General features: G+C 36.0%; 12 protein-coding genes and 1 riboswitch. Of the genes, 10 read left to right on the forward strand and 2 right to left on the reverse strand.

The window, feature by feature from the left end; translation table 11 throughout:
* Positions 1–116: 116 nt before the first annotated feature.
* The 6 genes from JFU24_RS18450 to JFU24_RS18475 all read left to right on the forward strand — a co-directional run bounded on the left by JFU24_RS18450 (position 117) and on the right by JFU24_RS18475 (position 7569).
* The gene (locus JFU24_RS18450; RefSeq protein WP_053348872.1) at positions 117–1067 is read left to right on the forward strand and encodes an ABC transporter permease; all 951 of its coding nucleotides are present in this window, start codon (positions 117–119) and stop codon (positions 1065–1067) included.
* Positions 1060–2007: an iron chelate uptake ABC transporter family permease subunit gene (locus JFU24_RS18455; RefSeq protein ID WP_053348652.1), complete on the forward strand. Its 948-nt coding sequence runs from the start codon at positions 1060–1062 to the stop codon at positions 2005–2007. Before JFU24_RS18450 ends, JFU24_RS18455 begins: the two co-directional genes overlap by 8 nt.
* Entirely contained in the window at positions 2001–2759 is a 759-nt protein-coding gene (locus JFU24_RS18460) for an iron ABC transporter ATP-binding protein (RefSeq protein WP_201187265.1), read from the forward strand. The genes JFU24_RS18455 and JFU24_RS18460 overlap by 7 nt, the downstream gene beginning before the upstream one ends.
* 223 nt (positions 2760–2982) lie before the next feature.
* Positions 2983–3927, forward strand: coding sequence for a siderophore ABC transporter substrate-binding protein (locus JFU24_RS18465; protein WP_201188116.1), 945 nt, complete (start codon positions 2983–2985; stop codon positions 3925–3927).
* A 455-nt stretch (positions 3928–4382) separates the two neighbouring features.
* Positions 4383–4619 (forward strand): hypothetical protein, encoded by a 237-nt coding sequence (locus JFU24_RS18470; protein WP_201250277.1) that lies wholly within the window; start codon positions 4383–4385, stop codon positions 4617–4619.
* A 970-nt stretch (positions 4620–5589) separates the two neighbouring features.
* Positions 5590–7569: an LTA synthase family protein gene (locus tag JFU24_RS18475; protein WP_201187260.1), complete on the forward strand. Its 1980-nt coding sequence runs from the start codon at positions 5590–5592 to the stop codon at positions 7567–7569.
* 85 nt (positions 7570–7654) lie between these two features.
* Here JFU24_RS18475 and JFU24_RS18480 read toward each other — a convergent pair whose 3' ends face one another.
* Positions 7655–8275, reverse strand: coding sequence for an RraA family protein (locus JFU24_RS18480; RefSeq protein ID WP_201222704.1), 621 nt, complete (start codon positions 8273–8275; stop codon positions 7655–7657).
* Between the two features lie 899 nt (positions 8276–9174).
* Positions 9175–9354 carry a hypothetical protein gene (locus tag JFU24_RS18490; RefSeq protein ID WP_053348658.1) on the reverse strand — a complete coding sequence of 60 codons (180 nt, stop codon included), beginning with the start codon at positions 9352–9354 and terminating at the stop codon, positions 9175–9177.
* A 120-nt stretch (positions 9355–9474) separates the two neighbouring features.
* Here JFU24_RS18490 and JFU24_RS18495 point away from each other — a divergent pair, with 120 nt between their 5' ends.
* The 4 genes from JFU24_RS18495 (at position 9475) to JFU24_RS18510 (ending at position 12642) form a co-directional block, all read left to right on the forward strand.
* Positions 9475–9804 carry a DUF948 domain-containing protein gene (locus JFU24_RS18495; RefSeq protein WP_201222705.1) on the forward strand — a complete coding sequence of 110 codons (330 nt, stop codon included), beginning with the start codon at positions 9475–9477 and terminating at the stop codon, positions 9802–9804.
* 44 nt (positions 9805–9848) lie between these two features.
* Positions 9849–9947: riboswitch (guanidine-I (ykkC/yxkD leader) on the forward strand.
* A 46-nt stretch (positions 9948–9993) separates the two neighbouring features.
* Positions 9994–10314, forward strand: coding sequence for a quaternary ammonium compound efflux SMR transporter SugE (gene sugE / locus JFU24_RS18500; RefSeq protein WP_201222706.1), 321 nt, complete (start codon positions 9994–9996; stop codon positions 10312–10314).
* Between the two features lie 54 nt (positions 10315–10368).
* Entirely contained in the window at positions 10369–10902 is a 534-nt protein-coding gene (locus JFU24_RS18505; protein ID WP_201222708.1) for a YhcN/YlaJ family sporulation lipoprotein, read from the forward strand.
* A 231-nt stretch (positions 10903–11133) separates the two neighbouring features.
* Positions 11134–12642, forward strand: a complete 1509-nt coding sequence (locus JFU24_RS18510; protein WP_342214690.1) for a spore germination protein — start codon at positions 11134–11136, stop codon at positions 12640–12642.
* Positions 12643–12655: the final 13 nt, after the last annotated feature.

Raw genomic sequence — 12655 nt, forward strand, 5'->3', positions numbered from 1 at the left:
GGGTCTTATTTTTATTAAAGATAGATAAAAACTTAATAATAGTCTTTATTCAGACATTTTTAATTAAAAATATTATCACTGTGTTTTTACTGATATAGGAAGAGTAGGAAATGAAGATGAAGATAAGATATTTAGTCATGGCGTTAATTGTTTTATCATTTACCTCATTATTCATTGGAGTAAAAGATATTACGCCACTCGATTTATTAGATTTAAGTGATGATAAAGTGCAAATTATGCTGCAAAGCCGTTTTCCTAGAATGGTAACTATTGTAATTGCTGGGGTGGTTATGAGCATCAGTGGCTTAATCATGCAGCAATTGAGTAGAAATAAATTTGTATCACCAACAACTGCCGGTACGATGGATTCTGCAAGGTTGGGTCTTCTTCTTGCTATTATCATTTTTCCATCCGCAGCACTTATTGAGAAAATGGCATTCGCATTCATATTCGCTTTGGCAGGCACTTTCTTGTTCATGAAAATTCTTGATCAAGTTAAATACAAGGATACGATTTTCATTCCATTGGTTGGTTTGATGTTCGGTAATATCGTCGGATCTATTTCAACTTTCTTTGCTTATAAATATGATTTGATTCAAAGTCTCAACACATGGATGAATGGTGATTTCTCGATGATTATGTCGGGAAGATATGAACTAATATACATAAGTATCCCTTTGGTCATTCTCGCATACTTCTTTGCTAATAAATTCACTGTGGCAGGGATGGGTGAGGAGTTTGCTATCAATCTTGGACTCAATTATAAATTTGTAGTCAATTTTGGATTGGTAATCGTAGCATTATCCTCTACCGTCGTCTTGTTAACGGTGGGAACAATTCCTTTTATAGGACTGATTGTACCTAATATTGTTTCACTTTACCTTGGTGATAATTTGAAGAAGAGTCTTTCTCATACAGCATTGCTAGGGGCTGTGTTCCTATTGATCTGCGATATTCTGGGTCGGATTATCATTTATCCATTTGAAATTCCGATAGGTCTCGTAGTTGGTGTAATAGGAAGCGCCGTATTTATCTATCTGATAATGAGGAGAAAGGCATATGAATAATAAAGGAAAAATCATTTTACTAGCTGTTGTTGCAACTGTTTTAACGGCAGGTTATATCTTTTGGGATCTTGGCCCGAATTGGGATTATGCACTTCCAAGAAGGGTTATCAAAATTATCGCCATCATTGTAGTTGGTTGTGCGATTGCCTTCGCAACAGTAGTTTTCCAGACAGTAACAAATAATAAAATTTTAACACCAAGCATTTTAGGATTAGATTCTATGTATATGCTGATTCAAACAGGAGTCATCTTCCTGTTCGGTTCAACACATGTCATGATTTTAAATAAAAATCTAAATTTTCTGGTTACTTTGACAGCTATGCTTATTTTCTCCAGTCTGCTGTTCAAGTTCATGTTCAAGCAAAATCGAAATATATATTTTCTCTTGCTGATAGGCATCATATTCGGAACATTATTCGGCAGTATGTCATCATTTATGCAGGTATTGATTGACCCGAATGAATTTCAAATCATTCAAAATAAAATGTTTGCGAGTTTTAACAATGTCAATACGGACTTATTGACGTTAGCTATTGTCCTTATGATAGCAGTAATCGTATATTTTATGAGATTTTTGAAGTATTTAGATGTCATGTCCTTAGGGAGAGACCAAGCCATCAACTTAGGTGTGGATTATGATTTTGTAACGAAACGGGTATTAATCGTTGTCACGATTTTAATCTCCATTTCAACAGCCCTGATAGGTCCTATCACATTCCTCGGCTTACTTGTTGCCAATGTGGCGTATCAATTTATTAAGTCTTATCAGCACAAACATATCCTTCCAGGTGCGATGCTGATTAGTGTGATTGCCTTGGTCGGCGGCCAATTCATAGTTGAGAGAATCTTCACCTTCTCTACAACTTTGAGTGTCATTATCAACTTTGTTGGCGGTGTCTATTTCATCTATCTTCTATTAAAGGAGAATAAGTCATGGTAGAAGTGAAAAGTTTATTCAAAAAATATAATAATAAAACGGTTGTCGAAGATGTATCCATTGAAATTACCAAAGGAAAAATCACTTCTTTCATCGGCCCTAATGGTGCGGGGAAAAGTACGGTTCTTTCGATGATCAGCCGACTCATTACTAAAGATTCAGGGGAAGTCCTGATTGATGGTAAAGACATGGGGAAATTCAACAGCAATGAGCTTGCGAAAAAAATCGCCATTTTAAAGCAAGCTAACCACATTAATATCCGATTGACGATTCGTGAACTCGTCGCCTTTGGTCGATTCCCTTATTCACAAGGGAAATTGACTAAAGAGGATTGGAAATATGTCGATGAAGCGATTGAATATATGGAACTTGAGAATATGCAGGATAAGTTTCTTGACCAGCTTAGCGGGGGCCAACAACAACGGGCCTTCATTGCAATGGTAATTGCACAAAATACAGAGTATGTACTTCTTGACGAACCTTTGAACAATTTGGACATGAAGCATTCTGTCCAAATCATGAAGGTATTAAGAAGGTTGGCTGATGAATTAGGGAAAACAGTCATTATCGTCATTCATGATATTAATTTTGCATCCTGTTATTCCGACTATATTGTTGCATTGAAGGATGGAAAGGTTGTCCAAAATGGACCTACCGAACAAGTCATTAATTCCAATGTATTAAAGGAAATCTATGATATGGATATTGAGATTCAAAATATCAATGATAATAAGATCTGCGTGTACTTTACTTAGGAACTATGCCATTTGGTTTTAAATTACTTCAGGTATTCGTAACTAAACTAGGAAACATTAAGAACACTCTTTAGGCTGTTAAGAGTTGGCGGGCGCCCAAGAATTAGCCGCCTCCTGTTTAAATATAAGGAAAAAGAGGGAAAAACGATGGGTTCTAACAAGTTACGGATTCAACATGTAATTTTAAATAATAAAAAATACTTTTTGAGGTGACATTTTAATGATTAAGAAATTATCTTTACTGCTATTAATAGCAATGCTGGCTGTAGTGGCTGTAGCTTGTGGATCAAATAATGAAAAAGAAGAATCAAGTCCGAAAAAAGAATCGGCTAAAAGCGAAGAAATAACAGTTAAGCACCAACTAGGAGAGACGAAAGTAAAAACAAACCCTGAAAAAGTTGTCGTATTCGATATGGGAACTCTTGATACACTTGATAAATTGGGTGTAGAAGTGGCTGCTGTTCCTCATGATGGCCTTCCTGAATACCTTTCTAAATATGAAGGTACAACTGAAAATGCTGGTGGATTAAAAGAACCTGACTTCGAAAAAATTAACGAGATTGCTCCTGACTTAATCCTTATTTCAGGTCGTCAATCTGATGCATATGAAGAATTAAGTAAAATTGCTCCTACAGTTTATGTAGGTGTGGATACTACAAAATATATGGAATCATTTGAAGAAAACGTAACACTTCTTGGTAAAATCTTTGGTAAAGAAAAAGAAGCTGCTAAAGAATTTGCAAGTGTTGAAGAAAACATCACTGCTTTGAAAGAAAAAGCACCAACAGATAAAAAAGGTTTAATCATTCTTGCTAGCGGTGGAAAAGTAAGTGCATACGGTCCTGATTCAAGATTTGGTATTATCCATGATGTATTCGGCGTTCCTGCAGTTGATGATAAATTAGAAGTATCTACACATGGTCAAAGTATTTCTTTTGAATACATTGCTGAAAAAGACCCTGATTACCTTTTCGTAGTTGATAGAGATGCAGTTGCTGGTGATGGAGCTGCAGCGAAAGAAACAGTTGAAAATGATATTGTAAAAAATACAAAAGCTTATAAAGAAGGCAACATCATTTATCTTGATCCTAACTACTGGTACTTATCAGGCGGCGGTTTAGAGTCTGTTGATTCTATGGTTAAAGAAATCTCTAAGGGTATTAAATAATAAAGATGTAAAGCAAGGCCTGCTCTCACGTAAAGTGAAAGCAGGCTTTTTTTGTTTTATATATAAAGCAGATTTGCTCATATAACAAATAGGCTAAGAGAACATACCATAATGAAAGATGACTGCACCTATTGAAAATCCCCACCTTTAAATAACGAGGGCTTATGCTCAACGACCGTTAACCAAGCCTTGTAGTTGAGCACCACAGTGAATGCAATCCCAGCTATGGATTTGATAGCAGCCAAGGAGATCAAAAGCTGGAATTGGACTCCTAGGAGCTTAAAGCAGGGAACCAAAAAAAACAAAAACCAGAAGAGAATAAATATACTTTCTTCCTATTATATGTCGTTTGTATAGCAATGCTATTTATCTTGCTGCTATTTATGAGTCAGGGGTATATTAAAGTCAAAAATCTCAGTGAACTTTGGCTGGTCATCATTGGATTTGTATGAGTCTTGAATAATATCAATGAACAAACAGAGAAAATGACGATGAGTTCTATTTTTTTGGAGAGTGGGGAAGTAACATCACTTACGATGCAGTCCGAAAGCAGTAAATATAAAATCACAGGGAAGCATAAGGGGTATGATGAAAACAAGAACTTAGTAACGTACGTATCTGGTGATGCCGTAGAAAAGTTAGATAAAGGCATCATCACTGTTGATCCTCGGAAAAAGACAAGTGGCTGGTGACATTTTTCACTTCAGTTATTCCATTTGTAATCATTTTCAGCCTGTAATTCTTTATTTCTTTTGGTTGCCGCACGAAAAAATGGAGCAGATGAAAAATATCTAGATAGAGAAAAAGAATACTCGCTTTCCATATGTTCTTTGAGATATTTTTACAATGTGTTTGTGAATCAACACTTATTTAACATAGACAATTATTTAATAAATAATTGCGGTGTTAATCAAAAGAAGCCTAAAAATATTGAAAAAAAGAATATACAAATGATCGAATTATGGGACATTTGGAAGGCGATGTTGTCGATAATACTCGAATTGAGCATAAGAATTGCATCTTTTACAGTCAGGAATACAAGTAAATGTAGGATAAATGCTTTGAGTTATTAGTAGGTATCCGACTCGCGTATGAGGTCGGAGATATTGAAAGAGAAGCCCTGCAGGTAGATGTTCGAAGTTAAAAAGTTTTCAGGGAGTAATTCCTGACATAAATAAAATGAAAAAAAAGCAGATCATTTTTATACTGTCGAATTATCGGGAAAAAAATCTAGGATAAATCTAATAGCTTTCGATGTTTAAAGAATTTTTTTTTACAGTTTTTGTAATGTACTGGTGTTTTTATAAGGAGTCGTTTATAATGGTAAAAGCCTAAGGGAAGTGAAAATAAATATAACTTGTCATCCACATTTACCAGGAATTTATGGTGATATTTATTGGAATAAGATTTGGAGTTCCTATATATTTATTATAGGAAATCATACTTCAAAGGCGGGGCGAAACTCTGTTATTTTTTCAAAGGCTTGTTCATAAGCTAAAGAAGCGTTCTTTATGCAATAGTAAATATTGTGACAAAAAGTGGTTTTGCGCAATCTTGACTATCTAAGGGAAAGAATGCTATCATAAGGTTTGCGATTTTCCGTCTTCTGTAAGTATGTAAAAATTTATATATATAAACCACTAGATTAATAGAGGTGAAAGCATGAATAATTTTCTTAAAAAGAGCCAGCATTTATTTGCAAATAATGTACTAGGCTTTTTCTTTATTGCCGTAGTAATGTTTCAGATTAAAACTTATATTGGATATCGAGTTGAATTTAACTTAGGTATTGAAAATGGACTACAACAGTTTTTGCTATTCATAAACCCGATTAGTTCAGCTATTTTATTCTTTGGGTTGGCATTACTGGCAAAAGGTAAAAAATCGTTTAAATGGATTATTCGGTTGAACTTATTGATGTCCTTATGGCTATTCTTCAATATTGTATACTACCGTTCATTTACCGATTTCATTACATTACCAACCTTGACACAAGTGCAAAATGCCGGGGATTTGGGACCGAGTATTTTAGAATTATTTAAAGGCCATGATGTATTTTATTTCCTTGATACGGTTCTTTTAATTGTTTTATATAAATTCAAAGACTTTAAAGTGGAAGACATCAAAATTAAACGTCGTACTGTTGGAATGGTATACCTTGCAGGACTTGCAATTTTCGCTATCAATTTGGGACTTGCTGAAAAGGATCGTCCGCAATTATTATCGAGAACGTTTGACAGGAACTATATTGTCAAATATCTAGGCATGTATAACTATACTGTCTATGATGCGGTTCAGAATACTAAAACCTATGCTCAGCGTGCAACAGCTAATAGCACGGATATCGCAGAAGTCGTCAACTATACAAAAGCGACAAGCGCTGAGCCTAATCCTAAATACTTCGGTGCAGCTGAAGGAAAGAATGTCATATACTTGCATTTGGAATCCATGCAGAATTTCTTGATTGACTATAAGTTGAATGGAGAAGAAGTAACTCCATTTTTAAACTCACTTGCACATGATAAATCTGATTTCATGTATTTTGATAATTTCTTCCATCAAGTTGGTCAGGGTAAAACAGCGGATGCTGAATTCATGCTCGAAAATTCTCTGTTTGGTTTACCACAGGGGGCAGCATTCACAAATCGATCTCAAAATACGTATCAAGCGGCACCAGCGATTTTAGGACAAAAAGGATACACATCTGCTGTGTTCCATGGTAATTATAAATCTTTCTGGAACCGGGATAATATGTATAAGTCTCTTGGCTTTAATCAGTTCTTCGATGCAAACCATTATAATATGGAAAATAAAGAAGAAGTACTAAGTTATGGATTAATGGATAAGCCTTTCTTTAAAGAATCCATTCCTATGTTAGAAACACTTAAGCAGCCTTTCTATACAAAATTCATAACAGTATCTCACCATTTCCCATATGCTATGGATCAGGAAAAAGCAACAATTGGTAAACAAACAACGGGTGATGCATCGGTTGATAGTTACTTCCAAACTGCACGCTATGCCGACGAAGCGCTTAAAGAATTTTTCGATTATCTGAAAGAATCAGGCCTATATGATAACTCGGTAATCGTTATGTATGGCGATCACTATGGTATTTCTGAAAACCATAAAGAAGCGATGTCAAAAGTACTGGACAAAGAAGTAGGCACGTTTGAGAATGCCCAATTACAACGTGTACCATTATTGATTCATGTTCCAGGCGTTGAAGGCGGGGAAATGCATCAATACGGTGGACAGATAGATCTTCTCCCAACTTTACTACATTTGTTAGGGATTAAATCAAATGATTATGTACAATTCGGTTCAGATTTATTGTCAAAAGATCATAATGAAGTAGTACCTTTCAGGAATGGAGACTTTGTAACGCCAGATGTTACTTCCATTAAAGGAAAGTACTATGATACTAATACTGGAGAATTGGTCGAGGAGAATGAAGACATTCTCAATTATAAAACGAGAGCTGAAAAGATGCTTAATTTATCCGACCAAGTCGTAAACGGAGACTTACTCCGATTCTATACTCCAAATGGTTTTAAACCGATTGATCCGAAGGATTATGATTACACATACAATGAAGAAGATTCAAAAGAAGTTGATTCAAAAGCTGAGTCTGATAAATAAATGGTTAATAAAAAAACAGGCAGGAAGCAATAGCTTCCTGCCTGTTTTTTTATAGTTTAAGGGATAATTTTAATAAGGCAGTTCTTTAGGATTTTGCAGTCATCATGGCAATATACTTCCTGATTTCATCAGGCTTTCCTGCATACTTTTCTGCACGCTGTTCATCCTTTACGATTTTATTTTTTGCTTTTTTTAATATTTCTTCACAAATAGCTTGAGGGACGACCACGACTCCATCTACATCCCCTATTATAATGTCGCCTGGATATACAGTGACACCACCACAGGAAATTGGGATATTGGTTTCACCCACACCAGCCTTTCCGCTTGAGGCAACAGTGGTCCCTTTACTGAATACAGGGAAATTTAGATCTTTAATGGCTGCTAGATCACGAATAACTCCATCGACGACGAGAGCTTCAATTTCCATTGTTTGCATCATGCCCACAACAAAGTCACCAGCGATAGCTCGGTATGTATCCCCTTTGCAGTCAACAACTAATATGTCCCCTGCCTGGGCCTCACCGATTGCCTTTAAAACGGCTGAATTATCACCGACTGGTACCTGGACAGTTAATGCGCGTCCGGCAAAATGATAATCATCTTTTAGGGGTTTAATTGCTGAGTCTAGATTGTTCAATCCATCCATTGCATCAGAAATGGCCGTGGTAGGTAAAGCTTTAAACTGTTGAATGAGAGTATCCATGAAAATAAGTCCTCCTTAGGATTTTTGGAATATAGCCTAATTATAACAATTTTTATAATTTTCGGATAATAGGTATAGGTTATCATTCTTTATAACTTTTAGACGATGTTTTACAATTCTAAATGGATAAAGGAATATGTCTCTAATCGACAAACCCCCATCCTGTAGTAGGAAGGGGGGGAGTTTATATAGTTACCAAATAGGGAATCTACAGTTTTTTTCTTTTTAATTAAATAAGGGTTTAACATTCATTTAATCCCCCTCAAGGTCCATTTTGGGAAATTGGTTATTTTTGTTTCCTGAAAGGGTAATCTTTTAAGAGCCAAGTTCATCCCTTTTCCTGTTACACTTTAAGGATAGGGACGGTTTTTTTATGAATTAAGTTTCTGCCTTAGCACATAGCGATTTTATGCTCTATTGCAAGATCAACCCCAAGGCATGTCCCATGTATCGATGCTTGATCAAACATATTTATGAAATTCATATTCTCAGAAAGTCTGCTTTTCCGCACAGGGATGGTTCTCTCCAACGGTAGATTCAGCTGATGAGAGGTTAGGAATGAATAGTTCGTGAAATATTGTTTGCCCTTTTCATTAATCGAGTATACTTTACGCGGTGGCCTGTTGCCTTCTTGTTCAGTATGTACCTCAATGTAGTCTTGTGGCTTGAGGGAAACTTCCAGGAAGATATTTAATACTAATTAAAGATTGTATGTGCAAATATTTTCAATGAGTAGAGAAAGTGAGCAAGGACAAATCATAAGTGTATCGAAGGTAAAAGAAATGTTTACAAAAATGATTGCACAGAACTCAAATAATTTGATGTTTGGGGTGAACTTTTAAAAGCTGTTAGTGAAACACCTGCGGTAAAACTTTTTTTTATAGAGGGGTATTTTCATGTCAAAGAAAGAGTAATATTAAGACAGAGGTTGCCAGGGTTAGCCAAATAGGGCTAAATATTTCTGGATGAATGATAAGAAAAACGATTCCTGCAATTGTGGCAGCCTGCTGAATGGTCATATGTCTAATAAAGTGTAACCCAGCTTTAAGACAAGCCTTAATGAGAGGTGTGTGATTCATTTTTCATTCCTCCTTTTCTCTTCAATAATATGTCCAGGAATAAAATAAAATACATAGTCAGTCGTTTTCTGCCCAGTATTATGGGTATATTAGAGATAAAAGAAGAAGGAGGAATTATAGATGTTAATTGTATATATTAGTCTTGCCCTCTTCATTGGAGCCATTATTTACTTAGTCTTTTTTGCACTCAAAACATATAAGGATACTAAACCTGCAATTGAGAACGTGACGGAAACCGTTGCACGGATTCAGGCAAAAACGGATCAAATTAAATCAGAGACGGATCAGCTAGCATTGATACAGCAGGAAATCACAGAAGATGTTCAATATAAAAAAGAGGCCGTTCAATATACAGTTGATGCAGCTAAACAAACGCCGGAACCATTTAAAAATATTTGGCTTACAATCAAGGGTGAAAAATGGAACCTTAGAAGCAGACGAAACGGTTGAGGATGTATTTGACCACTTTTGATATTGCGTGATATAGTATGGGGATAAAAAGTTTCTAGGGTTCCGCAGTTTAATTGCAGGATGGTCCGAGAGAAGCGCGCAGGATTTTTTTGCGTACACGGAGGGAAAAAAGCCCGGGAGGTTATATTTATAACCTACTGGGTTTTTTTCTGTATTGGAGGGAAAAAGTTGGCTTGGTTATACTTAGTTATTGCAGGATTATTCGAAGTAATATGGGCAACGAGTTTGAAATACACGGAGGGGTTTACAAAATTAATTCCTTCTATCATAACGATTGTCGGTATGGTTATTAGTTTTTATTTTTTATCATCGGCGATAAAAACATTGCCGATGGGGACAGCATATGCAATCTGGACCGGAATAGGGGCAATCGGTGCCGTCCTTGTTGGCATTATTGTCTTTAACGAGCCAAAAGATGCGATGCGCTTAGTTTTTGTTGGTTGCATTTTGATTGGCATTATTGGATTAAAGGTCACCTCTTCTGAATAATTAATTGCTTCCTTGCAAATAGTAGCATTAAACAATTTGTAAGGAGTGAGGAAAATGAATTATAAAGCGGTAGTATCAAGTGCGATGATGGCTTTATTGATTTCAGGCTGTACGTCTAATGATAAACAAGGAGCAAATGAAAATCTTGGACTTAATCGGAACAATCAGGATAATTATGATACACCTATGAGGGTAAGTGACACAAGGCAAAATGATAATGATCTAAATGATAATATAAATGATAATGGTACAAACGATTTGAGGGTTTCTGAAGATATCTCAAATCGTGTTGAGGCCTTGAAGGAAGTAAAAAATGCCTGGGTTATTGTAACTGATCATCATGCGTATGTTGGGGCTGAGCTAAATGACGGGGCGGATAAGGATCTTACAAATGAATTGAAAGATAGAATCGCCGACTCTGTAAGAGGAGCCGATTCATCCGTAGAAAAAGTGTATGTGTCTACGAACCCTGATTTTGTTCAAAGAATGAATGATTATGTTACCGATATAAATAATGGAAAGCCTGTTAAAGGATTTGTTGATGAATTCCGTGATCTTGTAACACGTATTTTTCCAAGCTCAGAGTGATTAATAAGGGGTGAAATCCCTTCCACATTAAGACTTATTCTTTTATTTTCAGCTTTATAAGAGCTTGAAAATGATACGGATAGGTCTTTTATGTTTTATGAAGAGATAAACCACTAGCTAGAGTATTCAGCTACTGTGTCAGGTTCTGAGGTAATGGGATTTTATGACTAACTTTGGGGAGTCTGGTTACAATAATTGGGTAAACTTAGAACGGTGTTAGGGGGCGGGAAAGTGAGGTTTTTTAATGGAAAAAAGAAATCTGAGGTAACAGCTTTTCAGCATTCTTCTGAGGATTTTCAGGAACTGTTTAAAAAGTTTGAAGAGTCATCTGATTTTCTTACTTACCTATTCCCAAATGAAGAAGGCTATATCATTTCCTATTTTAAATCACTAGTTAGTTCACAACAGGTCCATGAACAATTGCTACCTGTTATCTCGAATCAACCAAAGAAAGATATCCACCAATTAAAAAGTGATTTTCCAGTCGGAGATATAAAAGAAACGGCGGACTTAAACGAAATTAAAGAGTTGATGCTGACAGGATCAATCATGATTCAATACAAAAAAGATGATAAAAATTGTTTGTTAATTCCATGTGTCAACAGTGTTAAAAGGCAAATTTCTACTCCAGAGTCGGAGTATACTGTCCTGGGTCCTAAAGAGGCCTTTGTAGAATCGATTGATACGAATTTAAATTTAATCCGTAATCGTCTCCCAATTCCCGAATTGCAGGCAAAAGAATTTCAGGTAGGGAGTATCTCACAAACCAGGTTAGTAGTTCTCTATATAGAGGGGATTACTAATCAACAAAATATTAATACGATTATGCAGAGAATAAATGACATCGATTATGATACGGTCGTGGATATTTCTTTTGTTAGCCAGCTGATAACAGATAATCGGAATTCGATGTTCCCCCAGCTGATTGATACAGAACGGCCTGACCATTTGGCCAGTGTATTAACAGAAGGGAAAATAGGGATAATGCTGGATGGATCACCTCATGTATTGATAGGTCCCAACACCATCATTAGTTTTTTTTCGTCATTTGAAGATTATTTTCTAACTTGGAATATCGGTACTTCGTTTCGTTTGATTCGCCTTTTCGCAGTTTTATTTTCTGTTTTATCTTCGCCTCTTTATGTTGCAGTTTTAACATATCATTATCAGGTTATTCCAACGGATTTATTGCCAATCCTAATCTCCTCACGGGGGGTCATCCCTTTTCCGCCGATTTTAGAAGCAATAGTGCTTGAAGGAACGATTGAATTGCTGAGGGAGGCTGCGGTAAGGCTCCCGGCAAAGGTCGGCTCTACCATCGGTATTGTTGGCGGTATTGTTATCGGTACAGCCGCTGTAGAAGCGGGGTTTGTTAGTAATGTTTTATTAATGCTTGTCGCTTTGGCTGCCCTTGCTTCTTTTACGGTACCTATTTACCAGATTAGTAATACGATTCGTCTCATCCGCTTTCCTTTTTTATTGGGCGCCCAGTTATACGGATTGTTTGGAATAGCATTATGTAGTGCATTTATTTTAAGTCATTTATTAAAACTGACGTCACTTGGCAGTCCATATTTAGAACCGCTTTATCCGCTAAGAATTAAGGATTTTAAAGATAGTTTTATTCGACTTCACTTTTCAAAACAGAAAAAACGTCCGCATTTTTTGCGGACTGAAAATCCAGTAAGAATAAGAAAGAAAACTCAAACCCAAAAATCCCAAAATGATATTGATGAATAAGGTGTAGAAAGCG

This window comes from Peribacillus sp. TH27, assembly GCF_016650915.1.
GTDB classification, from domain to species: Bacteria; Bacillota; Bacilli; order Bacillales; family DSM-1321; genus Peribacillus; species Peribacillus butanolivorans.

Excerpts from the sequence above, each read along its gene's own strand:
- JFU24_RS18450 (WP_053348872.1), top strand. The coding sequence starts at position 117 with ATGAAGATAAGATATTTAGTCATGGCGTTAATTGTTTTATCATTTACC.
- JFU24_RS18455 (WP_053348652.1), top strand. The coding sequence starts at position 1,060 with ATGAATAATAAAGGAAAAATCATTTTACTAGCTGTTGTTGCAACTGTT.
- JFU24_RS18460 (WP_201187265.1), top strand. The coding sequence starts at position 2,001 with ATGGTAGAAGTGAAAAGTTTATTCAAAAAATATAATAATAAAACGGTT.
- JFU24_RS18475 (WP_201187260.1), top strand. The coding sequence starts at position 5,590 with ATGAATAATTTTCTTAAAAAGAGCCAGCATTTATTTGCAAATAATGTA.
- JFU24_RS18480 (WP_201222704.1), bottom strand. The coding sequence starts at position 8,275 with ATGGATACTCTCATTCAACAGTTTAAAGCTTTACCTACCACGGCCATT.
- JFU24_RS18490 (WP_053348658.1), bottom strand. The coding sequence starts at position 9,354 with ATGAATCACACACCTCTCATTAAGGCTTGTCTTAAAGCTGGGTTACAC.
- JFU24_RS18495 (WP_201222705.1), top strand. The coding sequence starts at position 9,475 with ATGTTAATTGTATATATTAGTCTTGCCCTCTTCATTGGAGCCATTATT.
- JFU24_RS18505 (WP_201222708.1), top strand. The coding sequence starts at position 10,369 with ATGAATTATAAAGCGGTAGTATCAAGTGCGATGATGGCTTTATTGATT.